Genomic DNA, 19,945 nt, shown 5'->3' with positions numbered 1-19,945 from the left:
CTGCGGGCATGGAACTCCTGCTGCTCATGGCCGCCGCGACGCTGCTGATCATGCTGCTCAGCTTCATCGTCCTGACCCGAGAGGAACGGGAGATCAACCGCGAGTACAGCCAGGACGGGGTCCGGTCGCTGGGCCACCCGGTCGCCGGCGACTGATTCCGACCTGAAGCAAGAACGCGGCCCGTGCAGAGCGGGCCGCGTTCTCGTCTGAAGGGCTCAGCTCTCCTCGTACTCCAGGTACGTGTAGCCCAGGAGTTCCTCGCCGTAGTCCTCCAGCAGCTCGTGCTCCTGGTCCGGCGTGAGTGTCTTGGACTTGATCGCCGCGTCGGCCTGGTCCTCGATGGCGTCGCGCAGCATGGGTTCCTCGTAGCCCATCGACTCGATCATGCGCCGTGCCTTCTGGCCGCGCACGAACAGGTCGATATGGAAGCGCCCGCCGGGCCGCACGGTCACGTGCGCCTCGCTGACCTTGCCGAACAGGTTGTGGGCGCTGCCCAGCACGTCCTGGTACGCGCCCATCAGGAACGCGCCCAGGTAGTACGGGCGGTCGCCGGGCTCGTGCAGCGGCAGGGTGGCCTTGACGTCGCGCAGGTCGATGAACTTCTCGATCTTGCCGTCCGAGTCGCAGGTGATGTCCACGATGGTCGCCTGTCTCGTCGGCTTCTCGTTCAGGCGGTCAAGCGGCACGATGGGAAACAGCGCCTGGATGGCCCAGTTGTCCGGCAGGCTCTGGAACAGCGAGAAGTTGCAGATGAACTTGTCGGCCAGCACCTTCTGGAGGTCTTCCAGCTCGTCCGGCACGTACTTCTCGTTCTGGATCAGCTTGGCGATGCGCCGCAGGATCGCGTTGAACAGCGCCTCGCCGCGCGCCCGGTCCGGCAGCGTGACGTAACCGAGGTCGAAGAGGTTGTGCAGCGTCTGCTTGTCGCCCACCGCGTCGTTGTACGACTCGCGGTAGTTGCGCGACGTGATGTTCGCGAGGATCTCCTCCATGTCCTTCACGATCTGGTGGCTGGTCTCGACCGCCGGCGCGAGGTCCTCGAGGTCGCGGGTGGGGCCGGTCACGTCCACCACCGGCATGATCAGCACGGCGTGGTGCGCGGTCAGGGCGCGGCCCGACTCCGAGACGATCACGGGCTCGGGCACGCTGCGCGCCTTGCACACCTCCTGCACGGTGTACACGATGTCGGCCGCGTACTCCTTGACGGTGTAGTTCATGCTGGCGTAGAAGGTCGTCTTGGAGCCGTCGTAATCGACGCCCAGGCCGCCGCCCACGTTCAGGTACTTCAGCTCCGCCCCGGCGGCAATCAGGCCCGCGTAGGTCTGGGTGGCCTCGCGCACTGCGACCTTCACGCGCCGGATATCGGTGATCTGCGAGCCGATGTGGGTGTGCAGCATCACCAGCGTGTCGAGCATGTCCTCCTCGCGCAGGCGCTCGACCACGCGCAGGAGCTCGTAGGCGTTCAGGCCGAACTTCGCCTGGTCGCCGCCGGATTCCTCCCACTGGCCGCTGCCGCGCGCGTGCAGCTTGAAGCGCACGCCCATCGCGGGGCGCACGCCCAGCGCCTTGGCCTGCTTGAGGATGCGCTCCAGCTCCGAGAACTTCTCGATGGTGATGACGACGTTCTTGCCCAGCGTGCGGCCCCAGAGGGCCAGCTTGATGAAGCCGTCGTCCTTGAAGCCGTTGCAGCACAGCAGCGCGTCCGGGTGCATCTTCTGCGCCAGGCACAGCGCGAGTTCGGCCTTGGAGCCGGCCTCCAGACCGTGCGCGTAGTCGAAGCCGGCCGCGGCGACCGACTCCACGACCACGCGGCGCTGGTTGACCTTGATCGGGAACACGCCCTGGTAGTGGCCACTGTAGCCGTACTCCTGGATGGCCGCCTGGAAGGACTCGTTGAGGTGCTTGACCCGGCCGGCGATCACCTGTGGGAAGCGCAGGATCACGGGCAGGCTCTCGCCGCGTTCGACGATCTCGTCCACGATGGCGCGCAGCGGGGCGTGCAGGCCAGGACTGGGCGTGACCTCGAGGGTGCCCTTGTCGGACACGCGGAACCAGCCGCCGCTCCAGTTGGGTACCTGGTACAGCTCGGCGGCGTCGGTGGTGGTGAAAGTGGTGTTCAGGGGATTGGTGGCAGTCACGTCGGGCGCGTCCTCCTCCGGTGTGGGGTAGGCTCGCCGTGCGCGGGGTTCGGGGGCCACACTCTCACCCGCCGGACGCCGTGCGAAACCGGGCAAATAATACGGCACGCGCACCCCCCGAACCGTCATATCCGCCGCCCCCGCCCCGGCGGGAAACGGAACAATGAAGAAAGCGGGAGGTGTTTCCCCCCGCTTTCCCCTGTGGCGGTCCGGACGGGATTTGAACCCGCGACCTTCTGCGTGACAGGCAGATATGCTAACCGCTACACTACCGGACCCCAGCGCACAGAAGATTACGGGCGCCCACGCCGGAAGTCAAGCCACCGCCCCAGGATGGTCACGAGCGCGCAACGCTTCAGGATTGCCCAAGCGCCGGGGCGCGGCAAACGTAGGCGCGCGCACGCACCGCCGCACAGAGGCGCGTCAGCATCGGCCATGGCCCGTGCGCCCGCCCTCCTCCGTCCCGCCGCCCTGGTCGCCCTGCTGCTCGCCGTGGGCGCCGAAGCCCACTACGCGCCGGCCCTGCCGGACAGCGCCATCGCCAAACCCGCGCGGCAGTTCGGGCTGCCGTTCACGGGCGCGCCCGGCCCGAACACGTGGCTGCTCGGCCAGGGGTACGGCAACACCACGGGCGCGTACCGGCAGCGGCGCAGCACCTACGGCAACCTCCAGGGCATCCACGCGGGCCTGGACTTCAGCGCGCCCTGCGGCACGCCGGTGCACGCCATCGGGGACGGGGTGGTGGTGGACGTGGACGGCCCGCACGGCAGCCCGCCGCACAACGTCGTGATCGACCACGCCGGGAACCTCAGCAGCCTGTACGGGCACCTCCAGAAGCGCTCGACCATGAAGGTGGGCCAGCGGGTGAAGCGCGGCGACGTGATCGGCGTCAGCGGCGATTCGCAGTTCACCTGCGTGAGCGCGCCGCATCTGCACCTCGAACTGCGCGACCGCTCGCACCAGCGCTTCTTCAATCCGCAGCCCTTCATCGCGGCGGACTGGAACTCGCTGGCGCTGGCGAGCGGCTTTGGGCGCGGCTACGAGTACGACCTGACCAGCCCGCGCCGCTGGCAGTCGCCGGACACCCAGCCCGAGGCGCGGCGTGGCGGCCGACTGCTCAACGAGTTTGCGCAGCCGTGGCCGCCCGCTCCGGGAGGCGCGCGGTGAAGCGGGCGCTGCTGCTCGCCGTGCTGGGCGGCGTGGCCCACGCCGCCACGCTGCCGTCTCAGCCGATCCTCTCGGGCGGGTGCTGTCCCGGCGCGGTGTGGACGCCGGACTCCAGGGCGCTGCTGTTCCTGGACGGCCCGCCGGCCCGGCCCAGCACCGGCATCTACACGGTGCCGGCGGGCGGCGGTCCGGTCACGCGGCGCTACGCCACGGTCGCGTTCTACTCGCCCGCCCTGAAGTGGTCGGTGCGGCCCGGCACGGGCGAGGCCACCACCCTGACGCGGCTCGCCGACGGCCGGCGCTTCACGCTGCCCACACGCGGCGGCGACGTCGTGTGGAACCGCGCTGAAACGCGGCTCGCGTACGCCCGCAGCGCGACCACCGGCAACTACGACCGCCGCGTCACGCAGATCTACATCGCGGACGTGTTCGCCGCGCCACGCAGCGTGGCGACGGTGTACGGCGGCGGGCCGACCGCGTGGCTGGACGACCGCACGCTGCTGGTGAGCGGCAAGACCAGCGCCGGCGCCCGTGACCGCGACCTCTTCACGCTGGACGTGCAGACGGGAACGCGCCGCACGCTGCGGACCGCCCTGGGCTTCCGCGCGGTGCAGGTCAGCCCGGGCCGGACGCAGGTCGCGTACACGGTCTCCTTCGACAGCCAGGCCCGCAACGGCCTGTGGCTCCAGCGCACGGACGGGAGCGCTCCGCGCCGGCTGCCGGAATTCGGCGCGTACCTGTGGCGCGACGCCCGGCGCCTGCTGGTCATTCCGCTGCGCGCGGACGGCGGCCCCCACGTGCTGCGGCAGCTCGACACCCAGACGAACACGTGGACGACGCTGGGCGACCTGGGCGACCAGATCCGGCAGGCCGACTGGCAGGTCAGCCCCGACGGCGCCCGCATGAGCTACCTCAGCGCGCGGGACGGCAACGTGCGGGTACTGCGCCTGCCGTGAGGATCAGGACGCGCCGGGCTTCTCGACGGGTTGCCCCGCTTCCGCCCAGGCGGTGATGCCGCCGTCCAGGTGGGCGACATTCGTGTAACCCATCTGTTGCAGCGTGTCGGCCGCCAGGGCGGAGCGCCCGCCCGCGGCGCAGTGCAGGATCACGCGCCGGTCCGGATCGAACTCGGGCCGGTGGTAGGGGCTGCTGGGGTCGGCGTAGAACTCCAGCATGCCGCGCGGCGCGGACACGCTGCCGGGAATCACGCCGGTCTGCGCGTGCTCGGCCGGTTCGCGGATGTCCACCAGCACCGCGCCGCGGGCGAGTTCGTCGGCGACCTGTTCGGGCGTGAGGTTCTGCACGCGGGATTTCGCGTCCTGCACCATCTGGGCAGCGGTCTTGGCAGCCATGCGCTCCTCCGTGGCTCCTGCGGCGTGGCCCGGGCGGCCCTTCCGCCCGCAGGACTGTCCGGCGCAGGAGACGGCGACCATCATACCTGCCCTGCCGGTTGGCCCGGCGCTACCCTGCGCGTATGTTCCGCCGTGATCCCCTGGCCCGGGCGCTGGACGAGGTCTCGGGCGTGCTGGGGGTGGACGCCCGCCCGCTGCGTTCGCCGCTGCGCGCCCTGCTGCGCCGGGGCGGCGTGCTGGGCGTGGCGCGCGGCCCGCGCCGGGCGGTCACCGGGCTGGGCGGCGTGCCTGCGGCCGGCACCTTTGAGCTGGCGAGCGTGACCAAGCCCTTCACGGCCGCGCTGGCGGGCGCGCTGGTGCGGGCCGGCCATCTGGAGTGGGACGCGCCCCTCGCGGCACTGGGCGGCCCCGTCCGGACGCTGCCCCGCTTCGTGACCCCGCGCGCCCTGGCGACGCACACGGCGGGCCTGCCGCTGCACCCGGCGCGGGTGGCCGTCACGACCTTCACGCATTTCAGCGATCCGTACGGGCCGCTGGGCGCGGCCGGCGTGCTGGGCAGCGCGCGGCGCTGGGCACGACCTGGCGGGCGCTTCGGGTACTCGAACCTGGGGGTGGGCGTGCTGGCGCTGGCCCTGGCGCACGCGGCGGGCGAGGCGCCGGACGCGGCCGGCTATGCGCGGGCGCTGCGCACGTGGGTGACCGGCCCGCTGGCCCTGGACGTGGGCACCGGGCCGGTGGACGTGGGCGCGCTGGTCGCGCCGTCCGGCGTGCTCGGATCGCGCGAGTTCACGGGCTTCGGGCCGCTGGTGGGCGCGGGCGGGCTGTACGGCCGGGCGGACGACCTGCTGACCTTCGCGCAGGCGCACCTGGACGGCCGGGCAGGACAGCACTGGCAGGACGTCGCGCGGCCCGCGGGCCTGCCGCCGCTGCTGTCGGGCGTGGCCCCCGGCTGGTTCGTGAGCGGCGGCGCGGACGGCGTCCGCTGGCACGACGGCGTGGCGCGCGGCACCCGCACGGGCCTGGGCTTCGACCCGGCGACCGGCACGGCCGTCACCCTGCTGGTGCGGGGCGGAGCGCCGCTGGTGCGGGGGCGCGGCGGCGTGGCGGCGCTGCTGCTGACTCTGCTGGGCGCCGGCGGCTGAGGCCAGAGCGGGCCGTCAGGGCGTGGTGGTCGGGGCCGGCAGCAGCCACGTCAGCGCGACGGCCTCTTTCAGGCCGGTCAGCAGGGAGCGAGACCGCCAGTTGCCCTGGCTCAGGCCGAACACCGTGTCGTAACTGCTCAGGGTCGTGGCCGTCAGGGCGTACAGGTAGCCGTCCAGCGTCACCGTCACGTCGCGCAGGTCGGTGAAGCTGTCCACCGTCGCGGTGTTCGCGCCCGTGCCGTCCCACACCTTCAGTTGCTGGGCCACGCCGAGCCCCCGGTCGCTGGGCCACGCGATCAGCAGCGCCCGGGACCCGGTCACGGCGCTCCACACGCGGTCATAGCGGGTCTTGCCGAAGGCGTTCAGCGTGGTGGTGGCGTCGGGCTCGCCGGTGGGGCGGAGTTTCTGCAGACCGCTGTCCGTGGCGGCCACGATGTCCGAACCGTAGGGCGCCAGGTCGCGGATCGCCGGCGTGGGGATGGGCGTGCTGACCACGGCCGTGGCGTCTCCGGCGTTCTGGACGGCGGCGCGCATGATCTCGCTGCCGCCGCCCACGCGCGGCCGCGCGACCACGCCGACGTCGCCACTGACCGCCAGACGGATGGGCGGCGTGTCGGTGCCGGGGCTGGGCGGCAGGTAGGTGGGCAGCAGCGCCGTCCAGATCAGCGTGCCGGCGTCGCTGTACAGCGCGAGTTGCTGCGGGCCGTTCGGGCACGCGCTGAGGGTCAGCAGGCGGGTGCGCGCCGCGCTCACCGCAGTCTGGATCAGGCACACCGGCGTGAAGGTGGGCGCCGCGTAGGGCGTACCGGCCGCGAGCGGGTTGGTGCGCGCCTCCACCCGCGGGGTGAGGGTCAGGGCGAGTTGCAGGCCGCTGGGCAGCGTGTCCACCGCCACCGCCGGACCGCTGTCGGCCGGCACGGACGCCGAGGTGTCGCCGGTGATCGGCGCGGGCGTCAGGCTGTCGTTGGGAGTCAGGGTGCGGATGGTCTGGCCGCTGTCGAGGAGCAGCGCCAGCCGCGGGCCGGGAACGGTCTCCTCGGTGCCGGTGCACGCGGCCAGCAGCAGGGGCAGGGCCAGCAGGGAAAAGCGCTTCACGGGGAACCTCCGGGATCGGGTGGGACGTGGACGGTCACGGCGTGTTCAGGAGCGGCACCTCGAAGCCCGTGCCGGTCAGGTCGAACAGCGGGTACGCGTTCTGGCCGGGCAGGCCGACCGCCAGGCGGTAGCGGCCCAGGCCCAGGTCGGCCTCAGCCTGCAGCGCCCAGCAGCAGCGGTCGATGGTCAGGCCGATCACGGGCGCCAGCGGCGTGGGGTTCTGCCGCACGCCGTCCACCCAGCTGAAGTTCTGGCTCAGGCCCACCGTGACGTACGCGCCGGGGCGCTCGCCCTTGCGGCCGATCCCGACCGTGGCGCGCACCGGACTGAGCTGCAACGTCTCGTTCTTCTTGTCGTCGGCGGGGTTGCGAAAGCTGGTGTATACCGCCCGGCCCGAGATGGCGGCTCGGCTGCCGAACTGCCACGACAGGTCCGCGTCGGCGCGCGCCAGTTCCGTGCGCGGCTGGTCCAGGCCCGGCACGTTCACCACGGCACTGAGGGCCAGGCGCTCGCCGGGACGGGTGGCGCTCAGCGAGCCGGACACGGTGGGCTGCGTGAACCCGCCGCGCACCAGGTCGTAGCGGCCGCCGTACGTCAGCTGCCACGACGTCGCGCTGCCACCGGTGGTGCCGACGCTGAAATTCACGGTCCCGCTGTCGGTGGCGGCGGCCGGACGGGTGAGCAGCAGGTCGTGCGTGGCCGAGAGCTGGTAGCGGTTGCGCCACGTCACGGTCGCGGTGCCCGCCACCCGGCCGGTGGTGAGGTACAGCGCCTCGGTGGCGCTGACGGACAGCGGGTTGAGCACGGTGTCGCGCGTGACGGCCGCGTTCACGCTGAAGCCCACGTTGTCCAGCCGCTGATTCTGGATGTCCTGCGTGGCATACACCGAGAACGAGTTCGTGCGGACGTCCCCGGTCACGGTGGCCCGCGCCGTGAAGGGCGCGTAGCCGGTCGCGCGGCTGTAGCCGCCCGTGAAGGTCAGCGTGAGGTTCGGCGCGGGCCAGCGGCTGCTGCGGCGGTAGTACGCGGCCCGCGCGGGCTCGGCCGCCGTGACCGGTCCGGCCGGCGTGGTGGAGGCGGGAACGGTGGACGCGGGCGCGCCGCCGCTGGACGCCGGGGCCTCCACGGCCGGGGTGGGCGTGGCGGGCGCCGGCGGCTCGGCTGCGACGGCCGGGTCGGGCACCGTCGGGGCTGGTTGTGTCGTCACGGGCGGCGTCGTGGGCGCCGTGGTCGCGGGCGGCGTGGTCGTGGATTCGGCCGGGGTGCCTGTGGCCGGGGTCGTCGGAGACGCGCTGGCCGTCGGCGCGTCTCCGGCCGTGGCCGCGTCGGCGGTGGTCGGTGTCGCCGCGCCCCCCTGGGAACTGGCCGGCTGGGCGGGCTGCGCCGGCACGTAGGTCAGCACGTTCGACTGCGGGTCGCTGAGCGTCACCGTGTACGAGAAGGTCTCGAGCTGCTTGGTGATGAAGTTGTAGCCCAGCTGAGACGTGACGTTCACGGGCAGGCGCGTCACGTCCAGCGTGAAGGTCGTGGGCGCCTGCTGCGTGGGCGACAGAAACAGGTCGCGCCGGTACTGGATGCCGAAGCGCACGTCCTTCACCGGCACCGTCTGGAGGGTCACGCCCAGCGGCGCGCTGAGCAGGCGCGTGACCGCGTCGAAGGCGAACGGGCTGGTGCCCTCGTTGCGGGTGTAACCGGCGCTCAGCTGCACGGTGTTGGTCGTGTTGAAGCGCTGGGTCAGGGTGGCGCCCAGGTTCAGCTGCACGGTCCGCGCGCCGGTGCCGTAGAAGCGCCCGGTGTACGTGTTCGTGAGGCTCAGGTCCGCGTTTTTCCACGGCTGCGCGGTGAAGGCGATGGAGTGGCTTTCCTCCAGGCGCGTGGTGGTGATGTTGATGCCCTGCTTCGTCGCGCTGGGCGACAGGGGGTTGCTCTGCGCCATGTAGCGCCCGGCGCTGAAGCGGAAGTCCGTGCTGAGGTTCCCGCGCGTGTACGGCTTGGGATCGACCACGACCTCCGGCAGCTTCAGCGGGGTGGGCAGCGGCGTGGTGGGGGCCGGGCCGTAGCGGTCCACGTAGTTGAACTCGGCCGTGAACAGCGGATAGTCGACCTTCGCGCCGAAGGTGACGTTCGTGACGCCGCGGTCCGGATCGGTGGCGGAGCGCCCGATGTCGCGCCGCGTCACGTCCAGCGAGTACTCCAGGTCCTTGAGCGCGGACTCCAGCGGCACGCGGCCCGTCACGCCCAGCACGAAGTCAACGTCGTCGCCGGGCTGCTGCACGCCGTTCAGGAACGGGCGCGGACTGACCAGCGTGTAGAGGTTCACGCGGTCCACGTACGGCGCCGGGGCGTAGGAGCGCAGCGACACGCCGTAGCCCACGCTGGGGTTGCGGTTCTGGTAGTAGCGCAGCAGCGTGGTGCCCAGCGTGCTCGACCCGATCGAGAACGGCAGGTCCGCCTCGACGGTCACGCCGTCGTCCGCGCCCTGCCCGATCAGCAGCCGCGGCTGGCGGTCGGCGTCGTTCAGGGGAATCACCACGACCGGCAGGAACAGCACCGGCGCGTCCGCGATCAGCAGCTGCGCGTCATACGCGACCAGCCGGTCGCCGGGGTACATCAGGATGCGCTTGGCGCGGAACGCGTAGTCGTTGGGCGTCCGCCCGCAGCGGGCACACGTGGTGAAGTAACCGTCCGTGGCCTTGAGCTGGCCCGGGATGCGCTCGATCTGCGCGCCGCGGATCTCCAGGTCGGCGTCGCTCATCAGGACGTCCTCGCCCGTGACCTGCTCCTCGCCCAGGTCCACGACGAGGTTCTCGCCGGTCATCACCTGCCCGTCCTTGGCGCTGCGGTAGGTGGCCTGCCCCACCAGGGTCAGGGTGCGTTTGGTGCGGTTGAACTCCACGCGCTTGGCGCGCACGACGTCGTCGTCCACCCGCAGCTCGACCATCTCGCCGCCGATGACGACGAGTTCCTGGTTCTCGACGTTGCGGAGTTCCAGCGTGTCCGCGGTGACGATCCGCACGGTGCGCGCCCCGGCCGCGCCGCCCAGCAGGCCCAGCAGCGCCAGCGTGAGGGCGGCGCTCTGCGCGCGCTTCCGGGCCCGCCGGCCCAGCGGCCGGCCCGGCACGCCCCCGCTCACAGGGCGCCGTCCGGACGCAGGGCGAGCGCGGTACCGGGCTGCGGGAGCGCGCCCGCACCGGCCAGCACGGCGCCGCCCGCCGCGCGGCCCGTCAGGGTGCTGAGGCTGGTGCCGGGGTAGTAGAAGCCCAGCACGTACAGGTGGCTGTAGCCCTGGCGCGCCAGGCCCAGCGCGCCGTACTGCGACAGCCCCACGCCGTGCCCGGCGCCGCTGCCCTCGACGACCAGCGGACCGCCCGCCGCGAGCGCGGCGCTGTTCAGCGTCACGCGCGTGCCGGCGGCACCCAGCGAGCGGATGAAGCCCCCGGCGTTCGCGCCGTCGATGCGCGCCGTGCCGGCCGCGCCGCTCAGCGTGATCTCCAGCGGCCGCCCCGACGGGCTCGAGCGCGTCACCACGACGGACTGCACCGCTCCGACCTGCACGCGGTACCGCGCAGCGACCTCGGCCACCTTCGCGGCGCCGACCTCCAGGCGCCAGTGGGCGCGGGGACTGCCGGCCGAGAAGGGATCACTCTGCGCGGGCAGGTACGGCAGGCCCCGGCCCCAGACCTCGGCGCTGGACGCCGTGTACCCGCCGGAATCCGCGCTGAAGTACGTGCTGGCCGGCTGACCACCGTACGCGACGACCTGCGCGCGCGTGGCCGCCACCGCCGCGTCCGACGCGGGCGTCTCGGCGCCGACCCCGGGGTACACCTGGCAGCTCTCGGTCGCGCAGGTGTCGTAGGGCGCGGCCGGGTTGACGTGCGCCGCCACGTACGTGCGCGCAATCACCGCCTGTGCCCCCAGCGCCGCGCCCGGCCACGACGTGGGCATCTCGGCGGGCACCACCGAACGCACGTAGTCCTCGACGTCCACCACGTTGATCGCCTGCACCTGCCCCGCCGCGGCGCGCAGCTGCACGCCGCCCCGGTAGGTCTTGCCGGCAATCTCGACGACGCTGCCGGGCGCGGGCGGCAGGTACAGCGCCGCGTTCCCGGCGTCCTGGCCGTTCAGGGTCAGGCGCGCGCCGTCCGCGCTGAGCCCGACGGTCCACGCGGCCAGCGGCAGCGGCGACGCTCCGCCCAGCGGCGCGCCGCCCAGGCCGGACGCGGCGGGCCGGACCGGCACCCGCACCGTGAGCTGCGGCCCGCTTCCGACCAGCACGCGAACGTTCAGCGCGTGCGCCACGCTGCCCGCCCCCAGCAGGGCCAGGGACGGCAGGATCAAGTGGCAGGAACGCAGCACAGAACGCATCTTGGGCGAGTATACGCAGCGGCAGTTCTCAGCGCCCTGACAGAACCGTGAGAGGCGCGCCCCCGCACGCGCGCCGGACGCGGGATGATGCTCCTCATGCACTCCGACTTCCCACACCGCGCGCCCGGCCGGGTCTGGGCGCACACCGGCCAGCCCTTCGAGGCGCGCGAGTACGACGTGCTGGTGCTCGGCGCCGGCCGCATGGGCACCCTCTGCGCCCACGCCCTGCGCCAGCTCGCGCCGGCCCTGAGCGTGCTGCTGGTCGAGGCGGGCGGCCTCCCGAACGAGGACGGCGCGACCCTGCTCGCGCCCGGCGTGTGGACGGCGCTGGACGTGCCGGCCCCGCGCCATGCCGAGGCCCGCTGGGTGCGGGCGCAGCTGGAGACGGCCTTCGGAGACGTGTCGTTCCAGACGCGCCCGCTGATCGACCTACACGCCACGCCCGGCGCGCAGCGCCGTCCCAGCCGTGACCTGAACCTCGACCCGGCCATGGTCGACCCGGCCGCCCTGCCGTGGGCCACCGTGGACGAGCAGGCCGCCACGTACCGGCCCGGCGCGCTGGCCCTGAATGCCGCGCAGGCCGCCATCCGCCTGGGCGCCGACCTGCTGCTGAACACACGCGCGCACCTGCACGGCCCCGGCCGCGTACGCCTCGAGCGCCTCACCGTCACGAATACGCACCGCGTCGTGGTGCACGAAACGCACCATGTCGCCGCGCAGACCATCGTGGTCGCCCTCGGCGCGGACGGCCCCGGCGCGGCCGAGCACGACCTGGGCGTCCACACCACGCACGCCCGCGCATACCGGCAGTCCCCGCGAGTGAATGTCCCCAGCCAGGACACCACGCCGCTGCTGCGCGCCCACGGCCTGACCCTGCGGCCCCAGCACGGCGGGTACACCGTCATCCCCCCCATCCATCACCGCGACCCCGCCGGGTACGTCCCGGCCGGCGGCCGGCTCACGGGCGTTCCCACCGGCCTGCGCCGCGAGACGCTGGAAGACCTCGTGGCCGCCATGGAATCCCTGCCCGCGCTGGGCACCGCCGCCCTCGAGACCGGCCACAGCGCCAGCGACGTCCCCGGCGCGTGGCTCGCGCTGCCCGCCGGCGACCCCCATGCCCCGCCCCAGCACGAGGAAGTCGCCCCGCACGTCCACCTGCTCCTGGGCGGCCCGCACGCCGACACGCTCGGCCCCGCCACCGCCCACGACCTGGCTGCCACGATCGCCGGCCTTCCCGACCGGCCGTGGCACGCCCGCTGACCTGCGCCCCGACTACGGCTCGCCCTGTTCGTGGATGTGCAGCACCGTCAGGCCGAAGGTCGTCAGGCCGTAGCGGACGTAGCCGTACCCGCGGATCGTCCACGTGCCCAGCGTCTCGATCAGCCCCTGCGCCTCCAGGGCCGCGATGTCCGCCGGCTGCACCATCTGCCCGCCCATCACGTACTCCACCGCCGACCCGGACCCCGTGGTATCGGTGCGCTCCAGCAGCGAGCCCACGCGGATCCACCGCAGCAGATGCGTCTGCGCCTCGGTGAGCATGGCGTATGGTCGCACAGGCCGCGGCAGGGAGCACACCACCGGCGAGGGCGCTACCTGAGAGACTCGGAGGACCATGACGCTCGGGCCCTGGCGCGGCAGTTTGTCATCGAGTCCAGAGAAGGTCAGCAGGCGTAAAAGAAGAATTCCCGCTCCAGCAGCGGGAATCTCTTAGTAGAACCGAAGGGATTTGAACCCCCGGACCCCTACCGTGTCAACACATCAGCAGCCCTGGTCGTGGTCTGAGGGAGTCTGAGGTTTACCCCGCTGTAGCACCATTTTCCGGCTTCTGAGACGCTGGCATTCCGCGGAGGGCTGAGGGTCTTTGAGCTGGCAGAGGGATAGTGGTAGGGGTATGCGAAAGCCCCCGCAATCGCGGGGGCCTAATGGTGCAGCAGCGGTATGGGATGGAATATAGGGCGGGTGCTGCCGCTTACTCGATAGTCGTGGTGACCGTGGGCTTCGTGCCGCCGCCGTAGGTCAGCGGTAGAGTACCCATACAGTAGACTGGAACCTCATCCAGTACGCGAACGCCACCACGGCTGCGGCACCTAGGTGCCGACGAAAAAGCCGCCCTGATGGGCGGCCTGTAAAAGTATGAATTGCGTTATTTGTTAGCGGTCTGGGTGTAGGTCGAGGCACTACCACCGGAATAACTGACGGTCGTGGAGTACGTGGCAGTGCTGCTCACACAGGTCACGCCCGTGACTGGCGCCGGGGCGTTGACATTGGCGGTTTCGCCAGAAGTACCGGCTTGGACGGCAACGTTGTTAGAGGCATACGTGCACCCGGCCGCGCTACCGGCACTATCTCCCACTTCAACTGCGGCCATTGCCGTCAACACTTGACGGGCTACAGCCTGAGCGGCCGCATCGTTCGCTTTTTTCCGCGCGCCAAGGAGGTTAGGGATGAGCACCGCAGCGAGGATTCCAATAATCGCTATCACAATCAACAGCTCGATCAGGGTGAAGCCTTGTGCACGGTTCATCTTGTCCCCCCCAGGAATTTGTTGAGCCGGAACGTCCGACCCGGCCTCTAGGCTACTTCTCTGAGGGTGTGATGTGAATACTACCGGTAGGGGTACTGATGGGTGTGACCGCATGGCCGTTAGGCACTTGTCGAAGCGCATGCTGGGGAATGGGTGCCAGATGTGACCTCCTCAATTCAGCCAGGACAAAGCCCAGCAGGATGATCGCAAGCCCCATGACTGGAACCGTGGCGAACCAAGCCTGTAGGTAGATTGCGTACCCGACGAAGGGCAATAGGCCGATGAGACCCTTGATGCCAGCATATCGGTATGCAGCCAGAATGCAGGCAATCAAAAACCAGATCAGCGTTGCTATACCGAGGAACCCTTGCGCATACAGGACATCGAGTGTCGCATTGTGCGGCGAGTCATAACTCTGAGTACGAGCAACTATTCCCCCCTTTGAATCCTTAAAATATATGACGTCGCGAACCCTCACTATTTTTTGGTTTCTTGGGTATCCCATTTCGAGCGCTAGCGTTTTATCCGCCTTCTCTTTTGAAAGAAAGTCGAACCAATGCATGCTATATGATTGGGTTCCCCACCCAATGATGGGCCGGGACTTAAACATGTTCGCAGCAGCCTCCCAGAGCAGAAAGCGTATCTCTAAAGACCGCGTGTTCGCGAGATCTTTGCTGTCGGAAGCGTTGTGAACGGCTCCGAACGCCGCGAGCTGCTTGTTGATATACGATAAAGGATACACGCAGCCCATTGATAAGGTGATGACCATGGGCAGAAGAAAAAGGTACAACCCCCTAGTTCCGCTTGTAAGCTCCAAAACTAAGTAAATGAGCACAGCAACAGCCAAGGCGATGATGGCCGCAGAGTTCGTCGTACACCCCAGTGCGACAGCAGCAATTATCACGAGACACCAGAAGCGCCAATCCTTTTTTCGCCGATGGAACCAATATAAAGGCAACAGAGCTAAAATTATTAGAATCCCCGCCAAGTGGCCTCTATATCCGACTGTGGCAATTGGAAATCCATTCGTAAAGTGAAATGTGCGCTCAATTATAGGTGCAAGCGGCCTGAAGCCAAGGAACTCAGCAACAGTTACGACACTAATAAAAATTATCAAGGCAGCTGCGCCCTTACGGGAGGGCGTCGGCCCAGAGGCATATAGCCAAAAAATAACCATGCACAAAAGCGCAAATATAGCACCGACGGGGTACTCTATTGAGCCCAGCCACGATTGAGCCGAATTTGGGGAAAGAGAAGCGGATATAACGATTGACAGGGCAAATGCCAAAGCAGCGAGAATATAATTCGGCTGCTTTGCTAATTTAGGCAATAGGTCACTCCGCTGCATATTTGGGGTTTGTAATGCACGAAGTACAATTAAAAACAAGGCAGCTACACATAGCAAAGCTAAACGAGGATAGTTTAACTCAGCGGTAGGAGTTCTAGCAGGAATGACAAATACCCCAAATAATAACGGCAACAAGCCGAGCACTAGGAGCTCGGCTCGATATGCAAACGTAGTTCGATTTTCCATGCGAGAGAAACTCCTGTATACTCGGACGGCGCGACGAAAAGGTAAAGCCGATTCGGGAATTTATCACTCAATGGTCGTAGTTACAGAACTGCGCGTACCACCACTGTATGAAACCGTTACGTCTAGAGAACTGGCTCCAGAATTATAGGTACAGGCGACGTTAGTAACGAGTGGACCGACCTTCACAGACTCGGACTGACTTCCAGCTGTAATCACTGCAATTGAGCTCGAGTAGGAGCAACTTGGGTATGCGTTACCGCTAATTTGCACTGCAGCAGCAGTGGTAGCGACCTGCCGAGCGACAGTGGCGGCAGCCGAATCGTTGGCTTTGGCTCTTGCCTGTACCATGGCCGGCATCATGACGACAGCGAGTATACCAATGACAGCAATGACAATCAGCAGTTCAATCAACGTAAAACCAGAGATCGCACTTTGCGTCACGACAGTACCTCACTCGCTTTACCTATGGATTGAGAAACAGCCGCCCTACCGGGCGGCTGTATTCATGCCCGAATCGTTACTTGTTGGAGGTCTGGGTGTAAGTGGAAGCGCTGCCGCCGGAGTAGGTGACGACGGTCTGGTACGTGGAGGTGCTGCTCACGCAGGTCACGCCGCTCACCGGAGCAGGAGCGTTCACGTTCGCGGTTTCGCCAGCGGTACCAGCCTTGACTACCACGTTATTGCTGCCGTACGTGCAGTTCGCAGTGTTCCCGGCAGTGTCGCCAACTTCAACGGCGGCCATGGCGGTCAGGACCTGGCGAGCGACGGCCTGCGCGGCGGCGTCGTTGGCCTTCTTACGGGCGCCCAGCAGGTTGGGGATCAGGACGGCCGCGAGGATGCCGATGATCGCGATGACGATGAGGAGCTCGATGAGGGTGAAGCCCTGGGTGCTGTTCTTCATGGTGTTCTCCTGTTGAACGCACCGGAGGGTATAAGAACCGTTGCGTTCGGGTAGGGCATGTGCTCGGGTTTCTCCCGCTCACGAGAATCACTTTAGAAGTTCAACTCTTACAAGTGACTCACAAAATTAAGGTGGGTTAACATCCTCTCACATTTATGTCGGGGGGTGCGAACCGCCCGCATCAGTCACCGGTCGGCCCTGCTTACAGCGTCCAGGTGACCGGAAAGTGTCGCTCGCATCGCCGCTGACTGCATCAGGCGGTGCATTGGAGCGCATGTAAGCAGAGGCCACGGGAATTGCCGGGGCCTACGATCGGCAACATTTGCTGCATCAAAGGTGATGAAGGACCTCAGCCATCACTCCGGGTGGCGCAGCGGGTACCGTATATGGGGTCCATGCCGTCACGGCCAAGCTTCGATCGCACGGGAAAGAAGAGACGGCCGCGCCGCTCACCCCGCACAGTTTGCCAGGTCTGGGCGCCCACCCCATCAAGGAGAACCATGCGCATTCCCATCCTGCCGGCCCTCACCGCCCTTCTCGCCAGCTGCGCGCCCCTGATGCAACAGTCCCTGCCCGGCGTGGCCACCAGCCGCACCTTCGGCACGAGTTGCACGATCGCCTTCGATTCCGTGGTGCTCCTGGCGCCGCAGCAGAAACCCTCCAGCACCGCTGTCAGCTGGGGCCGCTGGTCCGTGCAGGGCCGGACGGCCACCACCGTGACCCTGCAGGCGCAGAGCGGAACGTCCGTGGCGACCAGTGTGTTCACGTGTACCCAGGCCGGCAACCGCGCCACCCTGACCATGCGCAGCTCAGGGCCGAACATGAATCCGACCGCGACGAACGAGGGGTTCCTGGCGAACCTGGACCTGCCGCGGTAAGGCGTGCCCTGGAAACCCGACCCAAAAGAAAAACGCCCTCCGGGAGGGCGTCTGGTGGTAGAACCGAGGGGATTTGAACCCCTGACCCCTACCGTGTCAAGGTAGTGCTCTACCCCTGAGCTACGGTTCTACGCGGGGTATGGTGGAGGCGCTGACCGGACTCGAACCGGTGGTGGAGGTTTTGCAGACCTCTGCCTTACCACTTGGCTACAGCGCCGTGTTTCGCGGCTGGTGCTGTCCCTTGCGGGTGGGACGGTGGGCCTCTCCTCTCCAGCGCGTGGCATGTTAGCACGGCCTCCCGGGGCTGTAAACGGGGGCCTGGTCCTCCGCCGGTCAGGGGGTGCGGCGTGCAGCGCTGACGTAGCGGCCCGGCGCGTACGGTGCGCGGCAGAGGTCGGGCCGGTGGGGCCTGGTCCGTCCGCTTCACCGCTTCGTCTGGGGGCCGCATGCGCACACGTTCTGTTCCGTTCCGCTCCCTGGGGCTGGCGCTCATCGCTGCGGCGGGCCTGACGGCGTGTGGCGCGGCGACCGTGCCGGACACTGCCGTCGGCGCCGCCACGGTGCAGGCAGCGTCGGTGCAGCCGGGCGTGAACACGCTCGCGGTCGTCCACCGGCACAGCGCGGCCCTGCCGGTCACCTTCCACGGCCTGAGCGGCGCGGTGCAGGTGCGCCTGGTGCCGCCGGCCGGCTACGTGAGCGGTCTGCGGCTGGACACCCGGACGCTGACGCTGGACGGCGCGGACGTCACGCAGGACCTCGTGGTGTCCGCGCCGGGGCTGCCGGACTTCTACACGCCGGAGCAGTCGCTGAGCGCGCCGTACACGCTGGTCGTCAGCCAGGACGGGCGGGACGTGGCGAGCGCGGCGGTGAGCATCGAGGAAAAGCTGCTGGACGTGCGGACGACCGTGGAACAGGACCGCGTGAGCGGCGGCGCGGGACAGCCGGTGTCGTTCACGGTGGTCGTTCGGGTCACGCCGCCGCTGGACGGGCCGCTGCCGGTGACGCTGGACGGCTGCCCCGTCGAGGGCTGCGGCTACGAGGCCGTGCCGGTGGGGCCGGTCCGCGGGAACGGCGGCGAGATGCGTCAGACCTTCACCGTGACCGTGCCGCAGGAGGGCCTGCCGCCGGTCGGCGCGGCCCTGGACCTGCACTACGCGGTGGCCGTGGGCGACTTCGCCGGGTACCGGCTGGCGTGGTACGGCACCCGCACGGCCACGCTGACCGTGGGCGCCGCCCCCTGACGGGACGAGGGCGCCGCGTTCCGCAGGTGCGCCCGGACGCGGGGGCCGCGTCTGTTACGCTGCCGACGTGACGTTGCCCCCGCGTGCAGGACGCGCCTGATGCTGGCCCGCGCCCGCAGCGTGGCCTTGATCGGCGTGGACGCCGTGCCGGTCGAGGTGGAGGTGGACGTCAGCCCGGGGTTGCCTGCCTTCACGGTCGTCGGATTGCCGGACCAGGCGGTCAGCGAGGCGCGCGAGCGGGTGCGGGCCGCGATCCGCAACGCGGGCCTGCCGTTCCCGGCGGCGCGCATCACCGTGAACCTCGCGCCGGCCGACCTGCGCAAGGAGGGACCGCTGTACGACCTGCCCATCGCGCTGGGCGTGCTGGCGGCGCAGGACCTCCTGCCGGCCGGCGCCCTGGACGGTGTGCTGGCGGCCGGGGAACTCGCGCTGGACGGCAGCCTGCGGCCGATCACGGGGGCCATCAATCTGGCGCTCCTGGCGGGCACCCTGGGCCTGCCGGCCCTGCTCCCGGCCGGGAACGCGCCCGAGGCGGCCCTGATCGACGGCGTGGCCGTATATGGCGCCCCCACGCTGACGGACGCCGTGCGGCACCTCAGCGGGCAGTCACGCCTGTCCCCCACGGTGGCCCCGGCCGCGGAGCACGATCCCGGTGCGTTCCTCGACCTGGCCGACCTCAAGGGGCAGGGCGCGGCCCGGCGCGCGCTGGAGGTGTCGCTCGCGGGCGGGCACAACCTGCTGCTGGTGGGCTCGCCCGGCAGCGGCAAGACCATGCTGGCGCGCCGCGCCCCCGGCCTGCTGCCGCCCCTGACCCGGGCCGAGGCGCTGGAGGTGACTCGCATCCACTCGGCGGCCGGGCTGCTCCCGGCGCGCGGCGGCCTGAACCTGGGCGCACCGTTCCGCAGTCCGCACCACACCGTCTCGGACGCCGGGCTGATCGGGGGCGGCAGCGTGCCGCGGCCCGGCGAGGTCAGCCTCGCGCACCGGGGCGTGCTGTTCATGGACGAGTTCCCGGAGTTCACCCGCAAGGCGCTGGAGACGCTCCGGCAACCCCTGGAGGACGGCACGGTCTCGATCAGCCGCGCGCGGGCGACCGTGCAGTACCCGGCGCGCTTTCAGCTGATCGCCGCCATGAACCCGTGCCCCTGCGGCCACCACAGTGATCCGGAGAAGGCCTGCACGTGCACGCCGGCCGAGCGCCTGCGGTACGCGTCGAGGATCAGCGGGCCGCTGCTCGACCGGATCGACGTGGTGCTGCGCGTGCCGCGCCTGACAGTGGACGAACTGACGCGCGCCCCCGAGCCGGAGCCGTCCGGGCCGGTGCGCGAGCGGATCACGCGGGCGCGGGACATGATGCTGTCGCGCCAGGGCGTGCGCAACGCGGAACTGGCGGGGCAGGCGCTGCGGCGTCATGCCCCCCTGGCGTCCGGTCCGGAGGCGTTCCTGCGCGCGGCGGCGCGGCAACTGGGCCTGACCGGACGGGGCTACGACCGGGTGGTGCGGGTGGCGCGCACGGTGGCCGACCTGTCGGGCAGCGCCGAGGTCCGCGAACCGCACCTGGCCGAGGCCGTCGGGTACCGGCCGCGCGACCTCGGGTGAGGCGGCGCG

The 19,945-nt window shown here is 69.5% G+C and carries 18 protein-coding genes and 3 tRNA genes; 8 read left to right on the top strand and 13 right to left on the bottom strand.

Annotated elements, in window-relative coordinates; genetic code table 11:
* Positions 1-8: 8 nt before the first annotated feature.
* A complete protein-coding gene (locus HNQ07_RS14175) occupies positions 9-155 on the top strand; it encodes a hypothetical protein (RefSeq protein ID WP_184112888.1) in 147 nt (48 codons plus the stop codon).
* Positions 156-215: 60 nt separating this feature from the next.
* Here the strand turns inward: HNQ07_RS14175 and speA are convergent, their stop codons facing one another.
* Together speA and HNQ07_RS14165 are read right to left on the bottom strand one after the other, a co-directional pair.
* Positions 216-2,138: a biosynthetic arginine decarboxylase gene (speA, locus tag HNQ07_RS14170; RefSeq protein WP_184112886.1), complete on the bottom strand. Its 1,923-nt coding sequence runs from the start codon at positions 2,136-2,138 to the stop codon at positions 216-218.
* A 202-nt stretch (positions 2,139-2,340) separates the two neighbouring features.
* A tRNA-Asp gene (locus tag HNQ07_RS14165) sits at positions 2,341-2,416 on the bottom strand.
* Between the two features lie 157 nt (positions 2,417-2,573).
* On the opposite strand from HNQ07_RS14165, the gene HNQ07_RS14160 reads away from it, so the two are divergent.
* Both HNQ07_RS14160 and HNQ07_RS14155 read left to right on the top strand, forming a co-directional pair.
* A complete protein-coding gene (locus tag HNQ07_RS14160) occupies positions 2,574-3,305 on the top strand; it encodes a M23 family metallopeptidase (RefSeq protein WP_184112878.1) in 732 nt (243 codons plus the stop codon).
* Positions 3,302-4,261, top strand: coding sequence for a hypothetical protein (locus HNQ07_RS14155; protein ID WP_229832010.1), 960 nt, complete (start codon positions 3,302-3,304; stop codon positions 4,259-4,261). The genes HNQ07_RS14160 and HNQ07_RS14155 overlap by 4 nt, the downstream gene beginning before the upstream one ends.
* A gap of 3 nt (positions 4,262-4,264) precedes the next feature.
* Here HNQ07_RS14155 and HNQ07_RS14150 read toward each other — a convergent pair whose 3' ends face one another.
* The gene (locus HNQ07_RS14150; protein ID WP_184112876.1) at positions 4,265-4,657 is read right to left on the bottom strand and encodes a rhodanese-like domain-containing protein; all 393 of its coding nucleotides are present in this window, start codon (positions 4,655-4,657) and stop codon (positions 4,265-4,267) included.
* A gap of 122 nt (positions 4,658-4,779) precedes the next feature.
* Here HNQ07_RS14150 and HNQ07_RS14145 point away from each other — a divergent pair, with 122 nt between their 5' ends.
* A complete protein-coding gene (locus tag HNQ07_RS14145; RefSeq protein ID WP_184112874.1) occupies positions 4,780-5,799 on the top strand; it encodes a serine hydrolase domain-containing protein in 1,020 nt (339 codons plus the stop codon).
* Between the two features lie 15 nt (positions 5,800-5,814).
* Here HNQ07_RS14145 and HNQ07_RS14140 read toward each other — a convergent pair whose 3' ends face one another.
* From HNQ07_RS14140 to HNQ07_RS14130, 3 genes are read right to left on the bottom strand one after another with little or no spacing between them, the layout of a single operon-like run.
* Positions 5,815-6,894, bottom strand: a complete 1,080-nt coding sequence (locus HNQ07_RS14140; protein WP_184112872.1) for a hypothetical protein — start codon at positions 6,892-6,894, stop codon at positions 5,815-5,817.
* Positions 6,895-6,928: 34 nt separating this feature from the next.
* A complete protein-coding gene (locus tag HNQ07_RS14135) occupies positions 6,929-10,027 on the bottom strand; it encodes an LPS-assembly protein LptD (RefSeq protein WP_184112870.1) in 3,099 nt (1,032 codons plus the stop codon).
* Positions 10,024-11,259, bottom strand: coding sequence for a SpoIID/LytB domain-containing protein (locus HNQ07_RS14130; RefSeq protein WP_184112868.1), 1,236 nt, complete (start codon positions 11,257-11,259; stop codon positions 10,024-10,026). The genes HNQ07_RS14135 and HNQ07_RS14130 overlap by 4 nt, the downstream gene beginning before the upstream one ends.
* 96 nt (positions 11,260-11,355) lie before the next feature.
* Between HNQ07_RS14130 and HNQ07_RS14125 the strand changes: the two genes are divergently transcribed.
* Complete coding sequence (locus tag HNQ07_RS14125) at positions 11,356-12,519, top strand: FAD-dependent oxidoreductase (protein WP_308430877.1); 1,164 nt, start codon at positions 11,356-11,358, stop codon at positions 12,517-12,519.
* 12 nt (positions 12,520-12,531) lie between these two features.
* Here the strand turns inward: HNQ07_RS14125 and HNQ07_RS14120 are convergent, their stop codons facing one another.
* The 5 genes from HNQ07_RS14120 to HNQ07_RS24390 all read right to left on the bottom strand — a co-directional run bounded on the left by HNQ07_RS14120 (position 12,532) and on the right by HNQ07_RS24390 (position 16,218).
* The gene (locus tag HNQ07_RS14120) at positions 12,532-12,798 is read right to left on the bottom strand and encodes a hypothetical protein (protein ID WP_184112866.1); all 267 of its coding nucleotides are present in this window, start codon (positions 12,796-12,798) and stop codon (positions 12,532-12,534) included.
* 604 nt (positions 12,799-13,402) lie between these two features.
* Complete coding sequence (locus HNQ07_RS24520; RefSeq protein WP_184112864.1) at positions 13,403-13,783, bottom strand: prepilin-type N-terminal cleavage/methylation domain-containing protein; 381 nt, start codon at positions 13,781-13,783, stop codon at positions 13,403-13,405.
* A gap of 52 nt (positions 13,784-13,835) precedes the next feature.
* On the bottom strand, positions 13,836-15,317 hold the full coding sequence (locus tag HNQ07_RS14110; protein ID WP_184112862.1) for an O-antigen ligase family protein: 1,482 nt from the start codon (positions 15,315-15,317) through the stop codon (positions 13,836-13,838).
* 63 nt (positions 15,318-15,380) lie between these two features.
* On the bottom strand, positions 15,381-15,758 hold the full coding sequence (locus HNQ07_RS14105; RefSeq protein ID WP_229832008.1) for a type II secretion system protein: 378 nt from the start codon (positions 15,756-15,758) through the stop codon (positions 15,381-15,383).
* 76 nt (positions 15,759-15,834) lie between these two features.
* Complete coding sequence (locus HNQ07_RS24390) at positions 15,835-16,218, bottom strand: type II secretion system protein (RefSeq protein WP_184112860.1); 384 nt, start codon at positions 16,216-16,218, stop codon at positions 15,835-15,837.
* A gap of 500 nt (positions 16,219-16,718) precedes the next feature.
* Here HNQ07_RS24390 and HNQ07_RS14095 point away from each other — a divergent pair, with 500 nt between their 5' ends.
* Positions 16,719-17,096, top strand: coding sequence for a hypothetical protein (locus HNQ07_RS14095; protein WP_184112858.1), 378 nt, complete (start codon positions 16,719-16,721; stop codon positions 17,094-17,096).
* Between the two features lie 55 nt (positions 17,097-17,151).
* On the opposite strand, the gene HNQ07_RS14090 is transcribed toward HNQ07_RS14095, so the two are convergent.
* Positions 17,152-17,226, bottom strand: a tRNA-Val gene (locus tag HNQ07_RS14090).
* Positions 17,227-17,239: 13 nt separating this feature from the next.
* Positions 17,240-17,313 (bottom strand) — tRNA-Cys (locus tag HNQ07_RS14085).
* Between the two features lie 229 nt (positions 17,314-17,542).
* Between HNQ07_RS14085 and HNQ07_RS14080 the strand changes: the two genes are divergently transcribed.
* Positions 17,543-18,337, top strand: coding sequence for a hypothetical protein (locus tag HNQ07_RS14080; RefSeq protein ID WP_184112856.1), 795 nt, complete (start codon positions 17,543-17,545; stop codon positions 18,335-18,337).
* Positions 18,338-18,436: 99 nt separating this feature from the next.
* Positions 18,437-19,936 carry a YifB family Mg chelatase-like AAA ATPase gene (locus tag HNQ07_RS14075; RefSeq protein WP_184112854.1) on the top strand — a complete coding sequence of 500 codons (1,500 nt, stop codon included), beginning with the start codon at positions 18,437-18,439 and terminating at the stop codon, positions 19,934-19,936.
* Positions 19,937-19,945 lie beyond the last annotated feature (9 nt).

The organism is Deinococcus metalli (assembly GCF_014201805.1).
Taxonomy (GTDB): Bacteria; Deinococcota; Deinococci; order Deinococcales; family Deinococcaceae; genus Deinococcus; species Deinococcus metalli.
This window is presented reverse-complemented; position numbering and strand designations above follow the sequence as displayed.

Bases quoted from the DNA above. Each gene is read 5' to 3' on its own strand.
- HNQ07_RS14175 (WP_184112888.1), top strand. From the start codon at position 9: ATGGAACTCCTGCTGCTCATGGCCGCCGCGACGCTGCTGATCATGCTG.
- HNQ07_RS14160 (WP_184112878.1), top strand. From the start codon at position 2,574: ATGGCCCGTGCGCCCGCCCTCCTCCGTCCCGCCGCCCTGGTCGCCCTG.
- HNQ07_RS14150 (WP_184112876.1), bottom strand. From the start codon at position 4,657: ATGGCTGCCAAGACCGCTGCCCAGATGGTGCAGGACGCGAAATCCCGC.
- HNQ07_RS14145 (WP_184112874.1), top strand. From the start codon at position 4,780: ATGTTCCGCCGTGATCCCCTGGCCCGGGCGCTGGACGAGGTCTCGGGC.
- HNQ07_RS14130 (WP_184112868.1), bottom strand. From the start codon at position 11,259: ATGCGTTCTGTGCTGCGTTCCTGCCACTTGATCCTGCCGTCCCTGGCC.
- HNQ07_RS14125 (WP_308430877.1), top strand. From the start codon at position 11,356: ATGCACTCCGACTTCCCACACCGCGCGCCCGGCCGGGTCTGGGCGCAC.
- HNQ07_RS14120 (WP_184112866.1), bottom strand. From the start codon at position 12,798: ATGCTCACCGAGGCGCAGACGCATCTGCTGCGGTGGATCCGCGTGGGC.
- HNQ07_RS24520 (WP_184112864.1), bottom strand. From the start codon at position 13,783: ATGAACCGTGCACAAGGCTTCACCCTGATCGAGCTGTTGATTGTGATA.
- HNQ07_RS14110 (WP_184112862.1), bottom strand. From the start codon at position 15,317: ATGGAAAATCGAACTACGTTTGCATATCGAGCCGAGCTCCTAGTGCTC.
- HNQ07_RS24390 (WP_184112860.1), bottom strand. From the start codon at position 16,218: ATGAAGAACAGCACCCAGGGCTTCACCCTCATCGAGCTCCTCATCGTC.
- HNQ07_RS14095 (WP_184112858.1), top strand. From the start codon at position 16,719: ATGCGCATTCCCATCCTGCCGGCCCTCACCGCCCTTCTCGCCAGCTGC.
- HNQ07_RS14080 (WP_184112856.1), top strand. From the start codon at position 17,543: ATGCGCACACGTTCTGTTCCGTTCCGCTCCCTGGGGCTGGCGCTCATC.
- HNQ07_RS14075 (WP_184112854.1), top strand. From the start codon at position 18,437: ATGCTGGCCCGCGCCCGCAGCGTGGCCTTGATCGGCGTGGACGCCGTG.